This is a genomic window from Caulobacter sp. SRI_014 (assembly GCF_057586315.1).
Map to the genome: position 1 here is coordinate 401789 of NZ_JBYCZQ010000002.1, position 19165 is coordinate 420953.

General features: G+C 67.3%; 22 protein-coding genes. All 22 read right to left on the minus strand.

The window, feature by feature from the left end:
• Positions 1-4 precede the first annotated feature (4 nt).
• The 22 genes from AC2YG9_RS07370 to AC2YG9_RS07475 all read right to left on the minus strand — a co-directional run bounded on the left by AC2YG9_RS07370 (position 5) and on the right by AC2YG9_RS07475 (position 19156).
• Complete coding sequence (locus AC2YG9_RS07370; protein ID WP_487297302.1) at positions 5-439, minus strand: phage tail fiber protein; 435 nt, start codon at positions 437-439, stop codon at positions 5-7.
• A 145-nt stretch (positions 440-584) separates the two neighbouring features.
• Positions 585-998, minus strand: a complete 414-nt coding sequence (locus AC2YG9_RS07375; protein WP_487297303.1) for a hypothetical protein — start codon at positions 996-998, stop codon at positions 585-587.
• A 66-nt stretch (positions 999-1064) separates the two neighbouring features.
• Entirely contained in the window at positions 1065-5945 is a 4881-nt protein-coding gene (locus tag AC2YG9_RS07380) for a phage tail length tape measure family protein (protein ID WP_487297304.1), read from the minus strand.
• Entirely contained in the window at positions 5942-6274 is a 333-nt protein-coding gene (locus AC2YG9_RS07385; protein ID WP_487297305.1) for a phage tail assembly chaperone, read from the minus strand. Before AC2YG9_RS07385 ends, AC2YG9_RS07380 begins: the two co-directional genes overlap by 4 nt.
• Before the next feature lie 38 nt (positions 6275-6312).
• Positions 6313-6744 carry a hypothetical protein gene (locus tag AC2YG9_RS07390; RefSeq protein ID WP_487297306.1) on the minus strand — a complete coding sequence of 144 codons (432 nt, stop codon included), beginning with the start codon at positions 6742-6744 and terminating at the stop codon, positions 6313-6315.
• 110 nt (positions 6745-6854) lie between these two features.
• A complete protein-coding gene (locus tag AC2YG9_RS07395) occupies positions 6855-8069 on the minus strand; it encodes a phage tail tube protein (protein WP_487297307.1) in 1215 nt (404 codons plus the stop codon).
• Positions 8070-8136: 67 nt separating this feature from the next.
• The gene (locus tag AC2YG9_RS07400) at positions 8137-8541 is read right to left on the minus strand and encodes a phage tail terminator-like protein (protein ID WP_487297308.1); all 405 of its coding nucleotides are present in this window, start codon (positions 8539-8541) and stop codon (positions 8137-8139) included.
• Positions 8538-8945, minus strand: a complete 408-nt coding sequence (locus tag AC2YG9_RS07405; RefSeq protein WP_487297309.1) for a hypothetical protein — start codon at positions 8943-8945, stop codon at positions 8538-8540. Before AC2YG9_RS07405 ends, AC2YG9_RS07400 begins: the two co-directional genes overlap by 4 nt.
• A complete protein-coding gene (locus AC2YG9_RS07410) occupies positions 8945-9337 on the minus strand; it encodes a hypothetical protein (RefSeq protein ID WP_487297310.1) in 393 nt (130 codons plus the stop codon). The genes AC2YG9_RS07405 and AC2YG9_RS07410 overlap by 1 nt, the downstream gene beginning before the upstream one ends.
• 2 nt (positions 9338-9339) lie before the next feature.
• Positions 9340-9792, minus strand: coding sequence for a hypothetical protein (locus AC2YG9_RS07415; RefSeq protein ID WP_487297311.1), 453 nt, complete (start codon positions 9790-9792; stop codon positions 9340-9342).
• A 4-nt stretch (positions 9793-9796) separates the two neighbouring features.
• On the minus strand, positions 9797-10240 hold the full coding sequence (locus AC2YG9_RS07420) for a hypothetical protein (protein ID WP_487297312.1): 444 nt from the start codon (positions 10238-10240) through the stop codon (positions 9797-9799).
• Positions 10241-10305: 65 nt separating this feature from the next.
• Positions 10306-10887 (minus strand): chaperone modulator CbpM, encoded by a 582-nt coding sequence (locus tag AC2YG9_RS07425; RefSeq protein ID WP_487297313.1) that lies wholly within the window; start codon positions 10885-10887, stop codon positions 10306-10308.
• A gap of 94 nt (positions 10888-10981) precedes the next feature.
• Complete coding sequence (locus AC2YG9_RS07430; RefSeq protein ID WP_487297314.1) at positions 10982-11995, minus strand: hypothetical protein; 1014 nt, start codon at positions 11993-11995, stop codon at positions 10982-10984.
• A gap of 69 nt (positions 11996-12064) precedes the next feature.
• Positions 12065-12850: a hypothetical protein gene (locus AC2YG9_RS07435; protein WP_487297315.1), complete on the minus strand. Its 786-nt coding sequence runs from the start codon at positions 12848-12850 to the stop codon at positions 12065-12067.
• 139 nt (positions 12851-12989) lie between these two features.
• On the minus strand, positions 12990-13247 hold the full coding sequence (locus AC2YG9_RS07440) for a hypothetical protein (RefSeq protein WP_487297316.1): 258 nt from the start codon (positions 13245-13247) through the stop codon (positions 12990-12992).
• Entirely contained in the window at positions 13247-13411 is a 165-nt protein-coding gene (locus AC2YG9_RS07445) for a hypothetical protein (protein WP_487297317.1), read from the minus strand. Before AC2YG9_RS07445 ends, AC2YG9_RS07440 begins: the two co-directional genes overlap by 1 nt.
• Positions 13411-15072: a minor capsid protein gene (locus AC2YG9_RS07450; RefSeq protein ID WP_487297318.1), complete on the minus strand. Its 1662-nt coding sequence runs from the start codon at positions 15070-15072 to the stop codon at positions 13411-13413. The genes AC2YG9_RS07445 and AC2YG9_RS07450 overlap by 1 nt, the downstream gene beginning before the upstream one ends.
• Position 15073: 1 nt before the next feature.
• Complete coding sequence (locus tag AC2YG9_RS07455; RefSeq protein WP_487297319.1) at positions 15074-15514, minus strand: Ntn hydrolase family protein; 441 nt, start codon at positions 15512-15514, stop codon at positions 15074-15076.
• A complete protein-coding gene (locus tag AC2YG9_RS07460; protein ID WP_487297320.1) occupies positions 15511-15711 on the minus strand; it encodes a hypothetical protein in 201 nt (66 codons plus the stop codon). Before AC2YG9_RS07460 ends, AC2YG9_RS07455 begins: the two co-directional genes overlap by 4 nt.
• The gene (locus AC2YG9_RS07465) at positions 15708-17156 is read right to left on the minus strand and encodes a DUF4055 domain-containing protein (protein WP_487297321.1); all 1449 of its coding nucleotides are present in this window, start codon (positions 17154-17156) and stop codon (positions 15708-15710) included. The genes AC2YG9_RS07460 and AC2YG9_RS07465 overlap by 4 nt, the downstream gene beginning before the upstream one ends.
• Entirely contained in the window at positions 17146-18735 is a 1590-nt protein-coding gene (locus AC2YG9_RS07470) for a terminase large subunit (protein WP_487297322.1), read from the minus strand. Before AC2YG9_RS07470 ends, AC2YG9_RS07465 begins: the two co-directional genes overlap by 11 nt.
• The gene (locus AC2YG9_RS07475) at positions 18695-19156 is read right to left on the minus strand and encodes a hypothetical protein (RefSeq protein ID WP_487297323.1); all 462 of its coding nucleotides are present in this window, start codon (positions 19154-19156) and stop codon (positions 18695-18697) included. Before AC2YG9_RS07475 ends, AC2YG9_RS07470 begins: the two co-directional genes overlap by 41 nt.
• Positions 19157-19165: the final 9 nt, after the last annotated feature.

Here is a 19165-nt window from a genome sequence, read left to right on the forward strand (position 1 = left end):
GGCGTTAATCCAGGGTGATGGTCGACGCGGAGGAGATCGTCGGGGGCTGCGTCATGCCCACCGAGATTGCGATGGTCGGCGACAGGGCGCCCTTCAGCAGCAGATTGCCGGCCCCAGAGGGTGCAGTGCCGATGCCGATGTGTGTCGCGGTCTCCGTGCCCGAAGTGGGCTGGGCGAAGACGATGTCGGCAGTGGGCGATTCGACGTTGCCAGACCGGACCCATCCCGATGACGTGCGAACCAAGGCGATGCGGGCATAGGTGCCGTAGGCGCACTCGCTGGTCGTCTGGCTGCCGGCCTCGCCGGGGTCGCCGGTGTGGAGGCTGACGTACAGGCTGGTCAGCGGCGAGACGGCGGCGTTGTCCGCGATGTTCGGGATCGGCGTGCCGTTGAAGATCAGGTCGAGGACCGCCGCCTCGAGGTAATTCGAGAAGGACAAGGCGTTGCTCCAAATGAAAAGGGCCCGCCGGTGAAGGCGAGCCCTTGCGATGTGAGGATGGGTGGCGACGGCGCGCGGCGCGCTCGTCTGGCGATGAGCAGTTAGCCCCTAGAACTGCCTGTCGGCAAGGCTCCGGGCTGCCGGCTTAGAACGCGTCGGGGATTTTCGAATAGATCAGGTATGTGAAGCCCGGCATCGCTTTCACCATCAGGCTGTTGCCATGGTCGCGGTCGACGAAGACGGTGTTCACGCTGTCTCGCGAAACCGGCTCGCCGAACTGGGTCGCCAGAGCCGTCGTCAATGACCGCCCGCCCGATTCGGTCGTGCGCAGCAGCACGCTGTCGAGCTTACCCGCCTCGAATGTGAACTTCACCTGATCGAACGTGACGCCGCCCAGTTCCATCGGCTCCTTGATGACCAGGATGCTGGGCGCTTCGCCGACCGTGGCCCGGCCGCCGCTCGCTTCGATGACCTCCGCCTGGGACATACCCCAGCGCGTCCATTGCCAATCGGCAGCGGCGGGCGTCGCGGCGACCAGCACGCCGATCAGGGCCAACATTGAAACCAAAGCTCGCATCGGATCCTCCGTCAGGCGGCGGACGCTAGCGGAGCGCGGTCAGGTTGACTAGGGCCGGGCCTGTAGGTCCTGCCGAGTCCGGTCGAGGATGTCGGTCTGCTCGTCCAGCTTCTCCAGCTGGCTTGCAGTCCCGAACGCCCGTTGATCGTTCGCCTGCGTCAGCCGGTTTTCGATGCTCTGGAGCCGCAGGCCGAGGCCCTGGATGCTCTGGACGACAGCGGCGTTATCGTTGGCGCCGCCTCCACCGCCGCCGGATACCGGGACGGCAGGCGTCGCAGGCATCTCCGGGGTCGTCGGGGTCGCCGGCGTCGTTACCGTCCCTGTCGTGCTGATGACGACCGGCGTCTGGGTTGAGCCGCCGAAGGCCGCGGCGATGGCGGCGGTGTAGTTCGTCAGGGCTTGCGCCATCGTCAGCGTGGTTTTGTTCAGGTCGAGGATGCCGGCCACGCTGGCCTTCAACTGATCGAGCTGCGCCTCGGCAACGGTCACCTGAGCGCCAGCGATGCCCTCGGCGGCAGTGACGGCGCTCCGGACGGCGGCCAAGTCGTCGAAATAGCCCTGGCTGCTGGCGTAGTAGTCCCGGCTGGCGTCCAGGTACTCCTGAGACACGCCCTGGAGGTCGCCAAGGGCGTCTTCGTTGCCCTGCGCTGCCAGGCCCGCCACACGCTCGAACTCGGCCTTGGTGGCCAGGTACTGCTGTTCGGGCGACAGGGCCGCTGTAGGGCCGCTGTAGAGGCTGGAACGGTACTTCCCGAGGCCAGAGGCCAGGTCACGGAACCGGTCGGCTGTGTCGGACAGCGCGCTGGCCTCGCGGTCGTAGGCTTCCGACAGATCGTCCCGAGCCGATGCGACCGCCTTCGTTTCCTCAGTGATCGCCGCAAACGCCGGAGCGATGGCCATGAGGGCCGCGAACAGTTCGGCGCCGGCGGCGGTGGAAAGGTCGAGCCCTTGCACCAGGGCCTTGAACTCGTCCCGCGTGTCGAGGCCGGTGATGCCCAGACGAGCCAGCTCAGCGCTCAGCGCGGCTTGAACCGGGGCGAGGCGCTCGGCGTCGCTCAGGAAGTTGTCCGCGTAGAAGCCGACCTGATCGGCGAAATCGTCCATCGAGCCGAACAGGTCGATGAGATGCTCGCGGGCAGCAAGGCTCGACAGGCCGACTGCGCCGAAGGTCATGCCGATGGACGAGAGGGTTACGTCGATGACCTGGTATTGACGGGCCACCCGGACCAGCGTCTCGAACAGGCCTTCGCCGACCTTCTGCAGCGTCGTCAGGCCGGGGATGACCGTGCCGGCCATATCGTCACCCAGCTTCGAGAACACGGCGTTCAGGGCGTCGGTGATCTCCTGACCCTTCAGGCCCTTCAGGCTGATCTGACCGATGGCGATGTTCATGCTGGCCAGCGTAGCGTCCGCACCCTCGACACCCAGGACAGAAGCCGCCGCGAGAACCCCGTCACGCAGGCTGCCGACGACCAGAGAAAGCTGGCGGGCAAGGTCGGCGTCGATCTCGGTCGTGGTGGTCTTGTTCTTGATCGAGTCCTTCACCGTCATCCCGAAGGCCTTTTCCTTCTGGCGGGTTTCGACGGTCTGGAAGAAGCTCGCGTTGATGCCGCCCGACAGGAGGTCGCCGAGCGACTGAGCCGTGAACTTCAGGCCTTGGTCGACGAGTTTCTTCGTGACGGTCCCGGCGAACAGGCCGCCCGGGTCGAAACCGCCGCCAGCGAAGATCGCCGACCAGGCGGACGGGGAAGTGCCGCGATCGATGTTGACGCTGCCGAGACCCTTGACGGCTGCTTCGTCCAGAACGCCGCCGACCGACAGGGCACGGGCCATAGCCGCCGCGACCGCGCCGATATTGTTCTCGATCCCGCGCAGGGCCCGAAGCATGGCGTTGCTGTACTCCAGCTCGGCGTTGGTGTTCGCGGCGACGAGCTCCAGGCTGTTGGCGATGGATTCGCTCTTGGCATCGACGTCGCCCAACACGCCGCCGGTGCCCTGCCGCTTCTGGTTCTCCTCGGCGCTGATGCTGTGGCCGCTGCCAGCATTGCCCACAGCGACCCCGAGGGCCGCCATGGTCGCAATGATCGCGCCGGCGCCGACGAAGCCCCAGACGCCCATCTGACCGAAGGCCTTGCTGACGCCCTCGATGGTGTTGGCGATGGCGCTCTTGAAGCTGAGTGCTTGGCCTGCCTCCGCCTCCGCCGCGTTCTGGATCATCGCCTTGATCGACATGGCGAACTGCACGGCTCGGAAGGCGGTCTCGGCCTGCTCCAGGACCTGGTAGCCGGCCGAGCCCTCCTTGAAGAAGCCTTTGGCGGCGCCGGCCATGTCGCCATAGGCGTTGACCTGAGCCTCGCGCATGGCCCGCGTCGACTGCGCGACGGCCAGCTTGTAGTCGTTGTCGGTGTCCTTCAGCCCCTTGGTGCGCTCGTCCCGCACGCGTGCAATCTCGGCCTCGCGGGCGTTCAGATCAGAGACAGCCACCAGGATGCCACCGAACCCGCGCACGACGCCCGCGAAGTTCTTGTTCATGCCCTGAGCAGCGCTGGCGAGGCGGTCTGTGGCTTCGGAGACGGCATCGCCGATGTTGTTCCACAGGTCTTCCGTCTTGGTCAGGGCGTCGTTGTAGCGCTCCTGACCTTCGGCGATCTCGACCCCGGTTCGTGCGATGGCCTTGGCGTTCTCGACACGCTTGGTGTCCTCGTCGGTGAAGACATAGCCCTTGTCGTGGGCCGCCTTGATGTCCTGTTCTTCCTTCAGCTGGGCCATGCGGACAGCGCGCTCGACGTTCGTCGCCCCGATCAGTTCCTTCTCAAGGCGCAGCTGCTCAAGGGTGCGCTCCTGCCCGGCCAGGACGCCGAGGGTCGCATTCCGGGAGGCCTCGGCATCCCGGTCCTTGTAGCTCTGGCGCAGTGCCTTCAGCGCGTCGTCGATGGCCTTCAGCTGGGTCTCGTCGGTGGTGTTGGCTGCCTGGCGCAGGGCGGCCGCCTCGGCAGCGATGGCCTGCTCGCGGTTGGCTTCGGCCAGGGTCATCTTGCCGGCCGCGACAGCGTCGTTCAGCGCCTTCTGGGAGGCGGTTTCCTTGTCGGTCAGCAGCGACTTCTCGCCGATCTGCTTCATGACCTTCGAGTAGTCGGACTCCGGCTCTTCACGACCCTTCTTGTCCGCCACCTCGTTGGCATCGCCAGCCTTCTTCTTCAGGCGCTTGCCCTGCCTGGCCTCAATGGCGGCCACCCAGGCGGCGACGTCTTTGTCGAATTGGGCCATGGCAGCGTTGGCTTCCTTCCGATAGCCGTCGCTGAAGGCCGTGCCGAGCTTGCCGCCGGCGCCCCGGAACTCGTTGGCCATCTCGGAAAGGCCGTCGAGCTTGAAGTCGGGCAGCTTCAGCCCGAGCCCGACCTTGTCCGAGACCCAGTTCACGAAGGCGATGGTCTTTTGGACCTTGTCGGTGATCCACTCCAGGCCGCGATTGACGCCCCGGATCGCCATGTTGACGGCGTCGATGGTGAACTCGCCGATGGCCGCTGGCAGGGCCTTCCACATGGCATGCAGCCCGCCCTGGAAGCCGGCCCAGACGCCGACCATGCTGCGGATGCTCTTGACGGTCCAGTCGACCGTGTCCTGGTAGAACTTCGCGATGCCCGACTTGATGTCGTCCCAGTGGAAGGCTTCAGCCGCCTTCTGGCCGATGAAGTCGAAGGTGCCGCCCAGGACGTCGCCCATGGTGACGGACAGTTCCTCGCCCGACTTCTTCAGGCGCTTCATCTGGTCGTCGCTGAGACCGAGGCGCGACTGAAGTTCAGAGGCGCTTTCCTTGGTCTTGTTGAGTTGCTGGGCCGTGACGGCCAGGCCGATGCCGAGAACAGCAGCAGCGGCGGCGACGGCCGCCAGGACCAGGGCAAGCGGGCCGAGTGCGACGGACTGGGCGGCGGCTGCCTCGGTCGCTGATAGGGCGATGGCCTCGTTGGCCGCAACGACCGCAGGTGCGCCGCCGGCCGCCATGACCTGGGCGGCGAAGGCGCGCGAGGTCGACTTGGCGAGGATTTCTTGAGCAGCTGCGGCTTCCAGCGAGGCGATCTCGACAGCCGCGTCGGCTGCAGACAGGCCAGCGGCGGATGCGGCGGCGGCGATGTTGGCGGCGGTGTGCGCGGCCGCGGCCCCAGCCCCTGCCATTTGAGCCGGGCCGACGCGCACGAGGATGCCCAGCATCAGGGCGATTTCCCTCGCCATGCCCTTGTAGCCGAGGCCCGAGGAGTGGGCGATGTCGGCGATCTGAGGACCCTGTTGAATTAGGACCATCAGGGGCGACATGCCGCCGGCCAGTGAGGTGCCGATGTCGGCGAACTGACGCCCGAGGTTGGCGGCCTCGTGCGCGGCGAGCTTCGCACCACCGGCAGCACGGACTACGTTCAGGTCGAAGTTGGCCGCTGCTGTACCTGCCGCCTGGGCCTGATCCTCGACCCCCTGCAGGGCCGCCTGGCTGGCGTTGAGTTGGCTAACGTACTGGCTGGCGAAGTCCCTCTGGGCTTCCTCGTAGAAGTCGTTGAACGACATCGCCGCCGAGCGGGCAGCAGGCCCGGCACGGTCAAGGGCGGCCTCTACGGTCTGCACATTGCCGGCGAAGTTGGTCGCGCCGGCGGCGGCTGACGAATAGGCCGCCTCCTGGGCCCGGACAGCGGATGTCATCCCGCCCGCAGCACTGGTGGCCCGACCGGTGGCGGCAGCCTGCCCGTCGACCGCGCCACTAGCCGACCGAGCCGAGTCCGCAAGCCTGCCGACTTCTCCGAAGGCGCCGGCGGAGGCCCTGCCGAGACGAGTAGTCGCCGTCTCGGCCCGGCCGCCAGCATCCGCCACCTGGTCCAGGACCCCGATGGCATGTTCGGGTTGGCTGGCATCCATCACCATGCCCAGTTCGGCGAGGGTCGTCATGTCGTCGCCTCCTTGGGCTGTTCGTCAGGGATGAGGGATTGCCGGTAGGCGCCGTCCAGCCGGATGATTGCTCGCCGCTCCCAGGCCTCGATGATCAGGGCCTCGTCTTCGGCGAACTGCTGGATGTCGTGACGGTCGATGGGGTTGAGGCCGAACCCGCTGCCGCCGCGCGTCTGGCAGAGGTCCAGCCACCAGGACCAGAGGTAGGCCGTTGCAGGGGGAAGGGTCGGGCCGTGGTAAAGCTCGATTTCCGCCTCGGGGTCGCCTTGGCGAACCATCGCCTCGAGATGGACGCGACGCGGGCACTTTCCGCCGGCGCCGTCGTCCACCTTTTTTTCGAGGGCGAAGTGCGCCTCGGCGTACTCGATCAGGCTGTCGGCGCGGGCTTGGTAAAACCGGCCAGTTCTCCGGCCTTGGCGATGGTCTGGGTGGCCCAGGAGGGGATGAGGGTGAACAGCTGGACGACGTTGATCTGGCTGAACTCGTCGTCGATGCCCTTCCAGCCGAAGACGCGGGCAGCGGCGGCTTTCCAGACGAAGGCCTGATCCTGTTCGACGGTGACGATGACCTCGCCGGGGGGCGCCTTGGCCGCCTTCGATTCGATCATGGCTTCCATCTTCCGGCGCTCGTTCTGGATCTGGTTCAGGACGGGCCGGACGCTCGGCGATTCGTCGCTCTTGAGCAGCAGGATGATGCCCGACGGGTCGCCGTTGGGCATGCGGGGTTCGAACTCGACAGTGTCGTCCTTCGTCACCTGGCTGGCGATAGAGGCGAGCGAAATTCCGCTGTTCTTGGTCATGGTTCCTCGGGGGTTTGGGCGCTTTGGCCCGGATACGGACGTCGGCGGATTGCCGGCGCCGGGGTCAGTCAGGGCTGGGCCTCGGGGATGCCGAGACCCAGCGCCCCGCCTTAGGTGGCGAGGCTGTCCTGGTGGCTGATGATGGTCTGCAGGTGAGCCAGGCCGGCCCCGCCACTACCGTTGATCTCGGCGGTGAACGGGTAGGTGCGGATGATTTCCTTGCGGCCGTCATCCGGGGAGTCGCCGGTCAGCTTCAGCTTGCTCATGCCGAAGGCCACGAAGTCGGCGGTCGCCGTGCCGTCGGTGGCCACAGCCACGCCGATGGAGATGGCGGTGGCGTCGTCGAAGGCGTCCTGCATCGTGGTGTTGTTGAACTTGGCCGTGAACTGGCCGGACACCGACAGCGAGCCCTTGGCGATGTCGGAGATACCGTTGGAGCCGGTCTCCGCCTCGCCGGGACTGTCGCCGCTGTTGATGGTGAACTGCATGCCCGTCACTGGCGTGGCGACACCGTTGATCACGACGACGGCGCTGATCGACTGCACGACGCCAGTCGTGCTTTCGGCCGCCGGCGTGGTCAGGACCTGGCTGGTGCCGCGAACCCGGTTGAGGCTGAGCCAGTCCCAATCGACCGTCGAGTTGCCGGTGGCCGGCAGACCGATGGCGGCCTGCGTCGGCCGGCTGTCAGGCCACAGCTCCGACTTGGCGATGTCGGCGTACCATTCCTCGACGGTGTACCAGTCGTCGGTGTGGGCCGTGATCGCGCCCCAGACCTTCTTGCCCGGGGTCGCCCAGGTGGCCGAGGCGATGGGGCCTTCAGCGACGAGCGCGACGCCGTTCAACGGCCGGACCGTCAAGACGGTGGTCGTGGCGGCGATGACGAAGAGGTTCTTGTTCAGGTTGGCGGCGTTGAAGGTGCCGGCGGTGAGCCGGCCGACGTCGAAGACCTTCACGGCAGCAAGCCAATCACCGGCCGAGCGCGTGATGGTGTAGCTGCCGTTGCCGATCGACGCGATGGTCAGCGACAGACCGGTGACGTTCGCCGTCGCCACCCAGGCCTTCTTCATCAGGGACGAGAACCAGTCCTGATAGGTGTTCGGCGACAGGGCGCCGGGCACCTTGCCGCTGCCGCGACGGACGCCGAGGGTGACGCCGGTCGACTGACGGTGCGAGGCCATCTCGTCGTTGTCGTAGCTGTCGCGGGCGAGGGTGAACATCGCCCCGGGCCGGCGGCGGACGTACTGGCCGCCCGAACCGCTGGCCGCGGTGCCGAGGGCAACCTGCTTCTTGTAGCTGATCAGTTTCGCTGAGCCTTGAGCGGCCATCGCGGGTCTCCTGGAGTTGAGTTTGGAGGAAGGACGGCCAAGGGCCGGGGCTGCTGACGAGTGGCCGTCAGATCAGGTCGTTGGAGTAGAAGGTGACGCGAACGATGCGAACGATCCGGTCGGGTTCGCTGGGTCCGGCAGCAATCGCTGGCGTGGTTTCGATGTTCGTCTTCACGCCGGCCGAGGTCAGCGTCAGACCGCGCGGGAAGCTGTCTCGGACCAGCTCGGCGCGCTGATTAAGTTCCAGCGGGTCAGCGTCAGCTGGCCAGCGCAGGGACACCTGCAGGATGCCGCCCTGTCGATAGAGCCGTCCGGTTTCGTTGTTCTCAGGCATCGCCCAAAGGACGTGGACCGCCTGATAGGGCTGGCCCGGGACCGGGTCGAACCCGTCATCCTCCCAGGCGGTAGCCAGAGCAGGGCTCAGGCCAGCCAGATGGGTCTCCAGCGCGGCGCGGATCGCGATGATGCTCATGACCGGACCTTCTCGACCTCTTTGTCGACGATGGCGGCGAACTCCGCGACCGTGATCCCGACCATCCCGGCCGGCGCCTTCGTCGAGTGCCCAGTTTCCAGGGCCCAGCCGTAAGGCAGGTTGTTGGTGATGTAGTGCCGGTGTCCGACGCCATCGCCGGGGCCGATCTGGGGCGACGGCGCGCCAGGCGCCGGCCGTTCCTTCGTGCCGCCGGGCTCAGGGGCTCCGGTTGAAACATCGTCGAGGCCATACCGCCAATTGGCTCGAAACCGTCCGGTATCTACTGGCGAGCGGAGGACGACACGGCGCTGGACCTCCAGCACCACGCCGCGCACTGCCGCGTCGGCGTCTTCCTTCGCCTTAGCGGCGAACTCCCGCAGCTTCATCTCGAACGGGCCAGCCATCAGGCGCCCCGCAGGTGCAGGTAGGCGAAGATCAGAAGGCCGGCGGGTGCGAAGGGTTCGACCATCTGCACGGTCCAGGCCTTGCCGCTCTCGTAGGTGACCCGGTCGCCTGTGCGAGGCAGGACGATGTCCGACCCGTCGAGCGTGACAGGCGACAGCATGAACTTCTTGTCGCCGTCCATGATCTTCGTGCCGTCGATCTGGAAGGCCTTGTAGGACTCTTCGAGGCCTGACCCTTGCTGTGTGGTGCTGCCTGGCACTGCGGAGCCCGTGGCGGGGTTGTACGGGCCCTTGGAGCCCCGGGTGAGGGTGACAGCCTGCCCTTTGCCGCCTTGGGCCTTAGGAGCCAGCTTCTTGGCCGCCCCGGCCTTGGCGCGGTCATCGTAGGCCATGGTCAGGCCTTCGAGAGCCGCACCATCACGCCGCCGAACAGGCGACTTGCGCCGGCGGCGGCGAGCATGGCGCTGACCAGCGACAGGCGGCCCTCGAGAAGGTCGGCTTGCGACACCTCCGCCCACTCGGTTTCGAGGGGGCCGGTCTTGTCGCGGATGATCTGGGGTTCGGCATAGGCCGCGCCGCCGAGGAGGGGCCCGGCGGGGATCAGGCGGGCGGCTTCGATCAGCGCGTCGCCGATAGCGATGTCCAGGTCGGCGTCGTAGACGGTCGGCGGCGACCATGTGGCCCGCAGCCAGGTCGAGGCGTCGAGGATATGCCGGGCGATGGCGGCTTCGTCCGACCAGTCGGCCCAGCCACGGGCCGCACCGTACGCGACCGCCGCCGAGGCGGTCACGAGCGGGCCCGAAGCCCATTTCGCTGTTCCTGCGGCGGTGATCGCGTAGGTGGTCATCGGCTTAGCCGAACTTCCCGGCCGAGATGGCCGAGACGGTGATGCCGGCGCCGACGGGCTTCTTGACCACGATGTACTGGTCCTGAGGCTCGGCGGTGTCGGTGAGGTTGCCGGTGAAGATGCCGGTGGCGGCCGTCAGGACGGTCCAGCGCTTCTTCGCCGTCGGGCTGGCGAGGATGTAGCCGGCCGTGGCGACGAGATCGCCGCTGTAGGTGTCGGCGGTCAGGTTCAGGCCGGTGGCCAGCTCCGAGGCCCAGACATCCAGCTGATGGACGCCCGGCACCGTGTTGCCGTCCTCGTCCTGGACGGTGATCGTGATGCCCATGACATTGTTGGCCCCGGCTGCCAGGCCGATGGCGACCTTGCAGGCGGCGCCCTGCGCGGCGTAGCGCTTGGACAGGTAGCTGTAGAGGCGACGCAGGGACTGCGCGCCGATCGGGAAAGCCATATCGGTCTCCTAGAGAAAAGGGGCGGGCGACCTGGCCAGGCCGCCCCGCCGATGATGGAAGACGGCTATTCGCCGCCGTTCTTGCCCTTGCCTTCGACCCCGTCGGGCTGAGCCGCCGAGGCCTTGGGCTTCGCCGATCCGCCGCCGGTCTTGCCGTCGCCGTCCTTGTCGAACTTGGCGACCTGGGCCTTGAGCCGTTCGTTCTCGGCCTTCAGGTCCGCGTTCTCCGCGGCCAGGGCTTCGGGCGTTTGGACACCAGCGAGGGCTTCCTCGTCGCTCTGGAAGACTTCGCGCTCTTCACGCTGGGCTTCCTGCGCTTCGAGGGCCGCGCGGGCATCCGAGGCGACCTGTTCCTGGGCGTTGGCCGGCTCGTAGGGACCGGTCGCGCCGCCGACGATGGCCAGGGCCTTCTCGCGCGGCAGACCGTCCTGCAGGACAGGACCGTCAGGGCCGCGCTTCACCGACCAGGTGCCGTCGCCGTTGTTGTGGGCCGTCAGGGCGATCTGGCCGTCGCTGGGGGCCGAGATCGGCTGACCGGCAGGCTTGTCACCCGGAGCGGTGTCCGAGGCCGTGGAGCCGCCGCCCTGATCGTTGTGGGCGGCGTAGAGGACGGCGCCGAGCGCCGAAGTCATCAGGAGGTGGCGCATGGCGCGACCCTTTCATTCTGGGGATTGTGACGATGGGTGGTAGTTGACGCCCCCGCGCCCGGGCCGGCCGCCGAAGCAGCCGGCCCGCTGCCGATCACTCGTTGGTCTGAATGAAGGCCAGCGGGATGTTCTTGCGGTCGAACACCCGGTTCCAGTTCGAGGCAGTCGACAGCGCCGAGTAGGTCGGCGAGGCGTTGCTGCTGATCTGGGTGCCGGCGATGGCGTAGCCGGTGGGGTGAATGACCTCGTGGCGGCGATTCCACAGGGTCTCGACGCCTTCACCGTTGCCCTGGTCGGCAGCGCGGGCGACTTCGGTCGGGGTCTTCGGGGTGCCGAAGCCCTGACGGAAGGCGCCGGCCCCGAACAGGATCGAGGTGTAGGTCTTCCGGTAGGTGCCCTGGGTGACGGGCATGTCGTCGTCCACGATGACGGTTTTGCCGTCGTAGGTGGAGAACAGCAGCTTGCCGGTCTCCGGATCGTGGTGGTCCAGCAGGGCGCCCTGCTTCTGCATCCGGGCATGGATGACCGAGTGAACCGCGATGGCGGCCAGGCTGCCCTTGGCGTCGCCCATGGTCTGGGCGGCATCGATCATCGTGTCCGAGCTGAAGCGTTCGGCGTCGGTGACGGCGCTGTTCGCGTCGGTGGCGACGTTCTTCAGCATGTCACCGCTGTCGTTGGCCACGTTGTCGGCCAGGATGCCCTGGGTGATCTTCAGGATGGTGGTCTGGTTCACCCCGGCCCAGTAGTCGCCGATCTGGTCGGAGATGACCGCCAGCGGGTCGCGGGCGATGAAGGCGGCGGTGAGGTCGGCAGCCGACCAGCCTTGGTTGCGGGCCAGCTTGCGGGCGATCTCGGAGCCGGTGCCGACCTTCTTCGGGACGGCGATGTCGGCGGGGTTGTCCGAGGAGGCGTTGGGCTCGTCGTTCGCCACGCGCTTGAAGTGCGGCATGTTCACGATGAAGCCCTGCTCGCTCATGAAGCCCGCGATGGCAGGATCCACGATGACGACGCCGGCCGCCACGAAGGCGTTCCGACGCGTCGAGCGCTCGACGGTGTAGTTGTTGAAGTTCTCGCCGAAGACGAGGTCAGACAGGCGCACGAGGGCCATGGCCGAAGTTCCTTTTCAAGAGAGGGACGCGGCCATGGGGCTCGCGCTGGGTGCGCCGGGATGAAGGGATCAGGCGATCCCGGCTTCCGCCTTCAGACGCATCGCCAGGGCAGGATCGTCCCGGGTGATGCGGTCTTGTTCGGTGAGGGAGAAATCCGGGGTTCCGGACTTCCAGGGGTTCTTGCCGGCCATGTTCTTCGGGCCGCCGTTGGCGCCGCCGCCGGTGTTGCCGTCGAGGACGTAGGCCTTGCCTTGGGCGCCGCCCGACCAGGTCTTGATCGCGTCGACGAGCGGCGCGCCATCGCGGTAGGCGACCGGGGTTCCGTTCTCGTCACGCAACTCGACGCCTTCGCGCAGAAGGGCCAGGGCGCCTTGCTTCAGGTCCGGATGGACTTTGACCTCGTCGAGGGCGGCGCTCAGGCCGTTCTCAATGACCAGCTGGCGAACCTGCGCCTCGGCCTTGTCGGCCCGCTGGTTTGCCGCGGTCAGTTCGCGGGCGTGCTTCGTCTCCAGCTGGGTGCGAACCGCCTCGACATCGCCGGTCGCCCGAACCTTTTCTTCCTCGGCCGCGTCCTTCTCCGCGCTGATCCGGGCCACCTCGGCCTTCAGCTCGGTCAGGGCGGTGCGGTCGGCCTGCGAGTCCCGCTTCAGCCGCTCGTGGGCGGCCGCCAAGGCGGCATGGGCAGCCGCGTCGATCACAGGCGGGTCGCCACCACCACCGCCGCCGCCGTCGTTCTCAGGGGCCATCGTGATGGTCGGGCCGCTCAACTGGCCGCGAAAGCCGCCCGGCGAGTAAGGGATGCGCGGCATGAAGCTGCTGCCGCCCAGAAGGCGGGTCTTGGTGGTCTTGGTCATGGGTAGGCTCCTGCCGCTCAGCGGACGCAGGGGGCGCTGCTCAGCACACGCCCGATGGGAGTGTCCGGGCTCTGCTCCGGGCACAAAAAAGCCGCCCCGGTGAGGAGGCGGCGGTCAACCAGGCGGCGGGATGCGCAGCCTAGAAGTCGATGACGGTGATCAGGCCCTTGCTCAGGCAGATCGAGCCGCAAATCCATTGCTTGTTGCCGCCGGAGGGCTTGGCGCCCTTCCGGGTCCGCACCATGCCCAGCTTGCGTTCGATGATCGCGTTGCCGGTGCAGCGCGGACACTGGACCAGCACGGCCGGCGTGCTGTCCCGGAGACGCTGCAGGCGTCGCTCTTGAGGCGTGTCGGGCGCCGGGGTGCCGTCAATGACGGTGAAGGGTCGGTCAGCCACTACGCGGCCGCCCGCTCAACCTCTTCCCGGACCTTGGTCTCGTCAGCTTCTGGGTGCAGGCGCATGTAGTCCTCCACGGCGTCGTTCGCCGTGTAGTCGCCGACCATGCGGCTGCCATTCACGAACATCTTCGTGGGCGAGTAGTCCTGGCGATGATCCGCCATCAGCTTACGACCTCTAGCTCGATGATGCGGTAGGGCCGGCCGAGGACCGTCTCAGTCCGCATCGCGACCACCTTGTAGCGCAAACCGAGGGGAAACAGAACCTCCTCCTCCCCGGGGTTGAGCGACAAGGGCTCGATGTAGGCGGCCCCGGTCGGCTTGCGGACGTGGAACAGCACATCGGAAGCACCCGACCACCGGGCCGCGAAGTCTTTGGCTCGGCTGAAGCTCTGCAGCTGGTTGCCGACGTCCAGTTCCTGACCGACCTGCGCCGAGGCCCAAAGGTTGTCACCGGCTGCCTTCTGCTTGCGAGGCGCCCGCCAGACGGCGTTCGGCTCCTGCGGCAGGTCGTCCAGGCCACGAGACGCCATCGAGGAGAACTGCCGGTCTTCCAGCGTGCCGCCGCTGCGCATCCGGGCATTGATCTGGTTGTAGCCGCTCCCGGTGTAGTAGCGGATCGACGAGAGGTCGTGATCCTCGGCCTTCCAGCCGTTTCCGGTGGCGATCTTGCGGACGATGCCGTTCTGACGATCGGCTTCGCTGGTGCTGCCCCACAGCTTCGTCAGCAGCGCCTTCTGGGCTGCCGGGTCGGCCAGGAAGCGGGCGATCTCATCCTTTGGCTGGCCGCGCGGCGGCTTCAGCGGCAGGTCGAGGCCGGCATCCTTGAAGGCGTCGTCATCCTTGGCCCTCAACTGCTTCAGGGTCAGGACCTGGTCCTTGCTGTCGGTGAACCGGTCCAGCTTGACCCCGCCCGTCCGCCAGAGGGCGTGTCTCGATGCGCCGAGGACGTCCTTCTGGGTCTCGACGGACTGCTTTTTCAGCCAGTTCTCGAACGACGGGAACTCGTAGGGCACGACGCCCGGAATCTCGGGCAGGACTGGCACGCTGGTGCTGCGGCAGTTGAGGTGACGCGGCGGCTGCGGGCCCTTGCCGAGCGGATACTTCTTGCCGTGCAGGCCCGCGCAGATGAGCGAGGTACGATGGTCAAGGGTGGCGACGAACTGCCAGGCCTCGATGATGTCGCTGTTGGCCGACCACGTCGCCTGAGCGGCCACGTTGGCCGTGTGCGTCATGGCCGTCCGGACCATCGCCTCGGCCTTGCGCCGGGTGATCTCCAGAATGCCGTCCTTGTAGCCGGCGGCGGCCGTGCCCCTGATCTGGCGCACGATGTCCGGTGTGGGCCGGCCTTCGATGAAGCCCTGTCGCACGACGTCGCGGACAGCCCGGGCGGCGCCCTCCTCGGCGTCGGCCAAGTGCTCGCGCAGGAACCGGCCTTGGAAGGGCCGGGCATTCACCGCGGCCACGATCTGGTTCAGCGGCGGGATGGGGGAGAACAGGGCCCGCGTGGCCGGCTGGGCAGAGATACCGGCCAGCTTCTGGGCGAACTCGGCTTCGGCCCCGGATAGGTCGACGACCTCGCCAGCCAGGCGATCCTTCACCAGCTGCCAACCGGCCCGCTGAATGTCCCTCAATTCGGTCAGCAGCAGGTCCAGCCGCTCCCCGGCGACCGTCTCGTTGCTGGTGCGCTCCAGGCGCTCTGTCAGCTGGTCCTGGGTTCGTCGCAGGAGCGCCAGCACCTTGCGGACCACGAGGGTGCTGTAGCGGCCGAGGCCGATGCGGTGACGGACCGCAACATCGTGGGCCCGTTCCGCTGGGGAGGCCACGTTAGCCTTCGTGCCTCAGGACGGTGACAGGGCCGCCGCTCCAAGGATCCAGCCGGATGCCCACCTTGACCGCTTCCTCGGCCGTGGCGCCCATCGCCAGCGCGCCCAGAGCGTATTCCTCGCCTGACCCGACGGCGAAGTACTCGCCGCGCATCGGTCCGGCGAACAGCAAGCTGTCATAGGCCACATAGGCGTCACCGTTCGGATGCACGGCCAGAAACCGGATCGACGGCTCGAAGGTCGGGCGGGTGTCAGCCAGGCGGCCGTTCTCCCACCAGGTCATCACCGCCTCGGGCTGGCCGGGACGGTTCGACGAGCAGCCGATCAGCGTCCCGTCGGCGAGGCGCCGAATCTTGGTCTTGGTGCCGACCGGCACCTTGTCGCCGCTGTAGGCGCGGCTGTCGGCGGCCATGACCCCGTCGCGGTAGGCGATGGTCGTCATTCGGCATCGCCTTTCGGCCGCACCAGCCCGAGCGCCAGTGCATCCTCAAGGTTCATCGTCCAATAGCTGACGTGGTCGCGGCCGTGGCCGACGACGGCCTCATGATCCGAGCCCCAGCGGGTCGACCTGACCGGAGGCGCAGCAACGACGGTGCCGGCCGGGATGGTGATGTCCTGGGTGGTGACATAGCCGGTCATGCGACTGCGGGCTCCGGGGTGGGCGGGATTTCATCTTCGGCCCCGTCGGCGCTTGCGACTGAACCTTCCTGCTCGATCTCTTCCTCGTGGTCTTCGAAGGACTTGGCCCCGTCGACGACCTCGGCCTCCTGGAAGCGGGCGAACAGCTCGCGCTTGGACAGGGCGCCGCGTGACCAGGCTTCGAGCAGGGCCGCCAGCTCCTGCGGCGACATCCGGGTCGGCATCAGGTCGGTCGAGAGCCAGTAGAGGATCGGCTTCTTCGCCTCGCCGACCCCCACCTCCAAGGGCAGGCCGGCCCACTGCGCGAGGAGGCGCAGGGCGTTGGTCATGCACTGCGAAACGGCGTTGGCGGCGGCGCCGACCACGGATGTTTCGCCGGCACGCTCGATCCGGGCTGTCTCCGCTGCGATCGCTGCGCGCGGCGTCTCCATCAGCATGCGGGCGCCGAGCGCGGCCGCATCCCGCCGCTTGTCGTCCATGGCCTGTTTCAGGGCGCCCACAGCCTCGCCATCGGCCTGAACGATCTCCAGCTTGGCGGTGGCGTCCGGGGCCATGATGGCCGCCGAGGAACCCATCTGGATGGTCTCGCCGGGCTTCAGCTTGATCCCCGCCGCGAACAGCATCGGAGCGCCCAGCCAGGCCAAGGCCCATTCGGTCTGCGCGCTGTTGTTGAGGTGGGCGATGTTGATGTCGGCCAGGTCGGCCAGCGGCGGCTTCTCGCACCGGGGCTCGTTGTCCCGGGTGTTCGAGAAGAAGATCGGGATGCTCGTCAGGGCCTTGCCGCCCATCAGGGGCGTCACGGTCTCAATCGCTGTCCAGATGCCGTTGGTGGCCCGGAAAACCCGCTGCCGGTAGCTGTCGGTTTCGTCGAGGTCCAGAACGCGCACCTGAGCCCCTGTGACGGACGTGAACTCGTCGGCGCCGGGCTCGTCGTACTCCTCCATCAGGCGGACCTGGGTGACCCGCAGCGCGCCGTCGATCCGGGTGACGCGGACGCCCAAGATCGCGTTGGCGTCGTAGATGCGCAGCACAGGCCGGAAGCCGCGCTTCAGGGCGTCGGCCTTGGACAAGCCCGCAGGGGCCTGCGGGAAGTCGACCAGGACAGCCAGGCCGCCGGTCTGCATCACGGCGTCGAAGCCCGCCTCAGCGAACCGGTCGATTTCCTGGCCGGTCTGCGTCACGTCGTCGGTGTACTCCTCCAGCCCTTCGGGGAAGGTCCGGGCCGGGGCCTTGAGGAAGACCAGGCCGCTGAAGGTCTCGGCCGTACGGCTGACCATCGGCAGGAAGTAGGCGCCGGCCTGGATCGAGGTCAGCGTCGGCAGGTCCCAACCGGGCAGGCCGCGCACCAAGGTGGCAGCCGAGTCCCTGCCGGCCATGACCTTGGCGACCCGCTCGCGTTCCAGTCCGTAGCGCCCCCAAGCGGCGTCTCGGTCGTTAACGGCCACCGAAGGCCACCCGCGACACGACCGTGAAGGTCTCGGTTTCCTCGACGAAGGTCAGCATGAGCGCGTCGGCATAGTCAGGGCTTTGGATGCCGCGACGGGCCAGCGCCTTCTTCTGCTCGATCACGATCTTGCCCTTCTCGTTCTTCTCCCACTTCACGAGGGAAAGCTGATGGTTGAGCGTGTCGCTCTCGCGGTCGCCGGAGGGCAGGGCGAGCAGGTCGGTGACCGAGTGCTCCTTCCCGCCGTCCTTGCCTTCGAGGAACAGCACATGCTCGTGGGTGCGATGCAGGGCCGTGCGGCATAGCCACCACAGCTCGGCCTTCTGGTTGCCGAACATCTCCTCGGACGTCCGGCCGTCGGGCCACACCACCTGGCTGGGCGGCATCCCCGTGTTCACGGCGATCACTTCGAGGCCAGCGACCTCGTTGTGCATCAGGGTGGACGAGACGCCGGCGCCGACGCCGGGGGCGTCGAAGTTCAGGCTAGCGGCCTGATCCTCCTTGGCGATGTCCAGCATCCAGTGCGCTGTCCCGGTGGTGTCCGGGTTGCCGCGTGACCGCGGCGCTTTGACGACGGGCCCTGCCCTCGTGATGGTGACCGACTTCGCTTTCCCGGCGCCGACGTCGCCCCCTGCGATCGCTCGGGCCGATGGGCGCAGCCGGGGCTCCAGCGCGGCCAGGCGCTTGGCGCTCTCGACCCAAAGGGCGGGGATGCAGATGCCTTCGACCGACGCGCTGTAGTCGATGTCGTATTCCGATGCCCAGGTGGTGGGATCGGAAAAGCTGGCTTCCTTCGCCTTGGCCCATGCCGGCGTCTTGCGGGGGTCATCGCGCCAGTGCAGGCGGAAAATCTGATGGGCGGCCAGGATGCTATGCCGCTTCCGGGCGAACAGGTTGCCCATCCCGTTGACCGAGGACACCCAGATCACGCAGTCGGTGTTCCCTGACAGGGCCTTCTCGACCTCGTCGGCGTTCGGGACGCGGGCCGCTTCATCAAGGACGTACATGGTCGAGCGGCCGCCGCGCCCCATGTTCTCGCCGCCCTCACCCGAGATGATCGCCTCGGAGTCCGGGTTGAACAGGCGCATGTAGTTGTCGTTGGGCTTGCCGAAGCCCTCAGGCAGCATCCACTCCGGCAGCCGGCGCAGCATGATGCGCAGCTTGGCGAACAGGCTGTCCGGGTTGTCCTTGTGATCGACGTCATCGACGACCCGCGAGCCAAAGGTCGACTTGAAGCCCGGCTCGAACAGCCAGTGGTGCAGGGCGAACCCCATGCAGATGTAGCTGGCGCCGGTGTCCCGGCTCTTCTCGACCAGGCCTTCCTCGTTGGCGTCCACCCGCTCCTGCAGCCAGGCCAGCATCTCGCGCTGCTTTGGCCACAGCTTGAACTGGACGAACGGGTTTTTCCGGGTGCCGTCCGGATTCCTCTGGCTCAGCAGGCGCGGGTCATAGGTCCAGACGTAGGTGTCAAACCAGTACTCGATGTCGACCTTGCAGCGGTCCAGCTCGGCCGCGATGCCGCCAGCCTGTGCGAGGACCCTACGCTTCGTCTTCTCTGCCTGGAGCGCTTCCCAGAGCATCTGTCCCGTCGCCGCGTCCAAAGACGGGGCCAAGGAGTCGTTCGAGGCGGTCGAGATCATCATCGGTCGCCCCGCTGAGGTCTATGGTCTGGATGGGACCCCCGCCGGCGCCGGTGTGTTCGATCTTGTCCTTCTGGCCGAGGTGCTGCTTGCCCAGCCAGATGGCCATCGTGGCGTTCTTCTTCGCCAAGGCGTGCTGGTTGCGGCGTAGCGAGACGGCCAGCTGACCCTCGCCCATCTCGAAAGCCTCGCGGGCCTCGGGGTGGTCCTTCAGGAACTTGTGGAAGGTGGGCTCGCTGACGAACAGCGCGGCGGCGGCTTCCTTCTTGGTGCAGCCGATCAGCGCCAGGCCGGTGATGGCCTTCAGCGTCTTGTCGTCCGGCAGCAGCTTGGGCGGTCGCCCGCCGGGGTTATCGGTCATGGGTGGCCT

Coding starts and splice junctions, on each gene's coding strand:
- AC2YG9_RS07375 (WP_487297303.1), bottom strand. CDS start 998: ATGTTGGCCCTGATCGGCGTGCTGGTCGCCGCGACGCCCGCCGCTGCC.
- AC2YG9_RS07380 (WP_487297304.1), bottom strand. CDS start 5,945: ATGACGACCCTCGCCGAACTGGGCATGGTGATGGATGCCAGCCAACCC.
- AC2YG9_RS07390 (WP_487297306.1), bottom strand. CDS start 6,744: ATGACCAAGAACAGCGGAATTTCGCTCGCCTCTATCGCCAGCCAGGTG.
- AC2YG9_RS07395 (WP_487297307.1), bottom strand. CDS start 8,069: ATGGCCGCTCAAGGCTCAGCGAAACTGATCAGCTACAAGAAGCAGGTT.
- AC2YG9_RS07400 (WP_487297308.1), bottom strand. CDS start 8,541: ATGAGCATCATCGCGATCCGCGCCGCGCTGGAGACCCATCTGGCTGGC.
- AC2YG9_RS07405 (WP_487297309.1), bottom strand. CDS start 8,945: ATGGCTGGCCCGTTCGAGATGAAGCTGCGGGAGTTCGCCGCTAAGGCG.
- AC2YG9_RS07410 (WP_487297310.1), bottom strand. CDS start 9,337: ATGGCCTACGATGACCGCGCCAAGGCCGGGGCGGCCAAGAAGCTGGCT.
- AC2YG9_RS07415 (WP_487297311.1), bottom strand. CDS start 9,792: ATGACCACCTACGCGATCACCGCCGCAGGAACAGCGAAATGGGCTTCG.
- AC2YG9_RS07420 (WP_487297312.1), bottom strand. CDS start 10,240: ATGGCTTTCCCGATCGGCGCGCAGTCCCTGCGTCGCCTCTACAGCTAC.
- AC2YG9_RS07425 (WP_487297313.1), bottom strand. CDS start 10,887: ATGCGCCACCTCCTGATGACTTCGGCGCTCGGCGCCGTCCTCTACGCC.
- AC2YG9_RS07430 (WP_487297314.1), bottom strand. CDS start 11,995: ATGGCCCTCGTGCGCCTGTCTGACCTCGTCTTCGGCGAGAACTTCAAC.
- AC2YG9_RS07435 (WP_487297315.1), bottom strand. CDS start 12,850: ATGACCAAGACCACCAAGACCCGCCTTCTGGGCGGCAGCAGCTTCATG.
- AC2YG9_RS07445 (WP_487297317.1), bottom strand. CDS start 13,411: ATGGCGGATCATCGCCAGGACTACTCGCCCACGAAGATGTTCGTGAAT.
- AC2YG9_RS07455 (WP_487297319.1), bottom strand. CDS start 15,514: ATGACGACCATCGCCTACCGCGACGGGGTCATGGCCGCCGACAGCCGC.
- AC2YG9_RS07460 (WP_487297320.1), bottom strand. CDS start 15,711: ATGACCGGCTATGTCACCACCCAGGACATCACCATCCCGGCCGGCACC.
- AC2YG9_RS07470 (WP_487297322.1), bottom strand. CDS start 18,735: ATGCTCTGGGAAGCGCTCCAGGCAGAGAAGACGAAGCGTAGGGTCCTC.
- AC2YG9_RS07475 (WP_487297323.1), bottom strand. CDS start 19,156: ATGACCGATAACCCCGGCGGGCGACCGCCCAAGCTGCTGCCGGACGAC.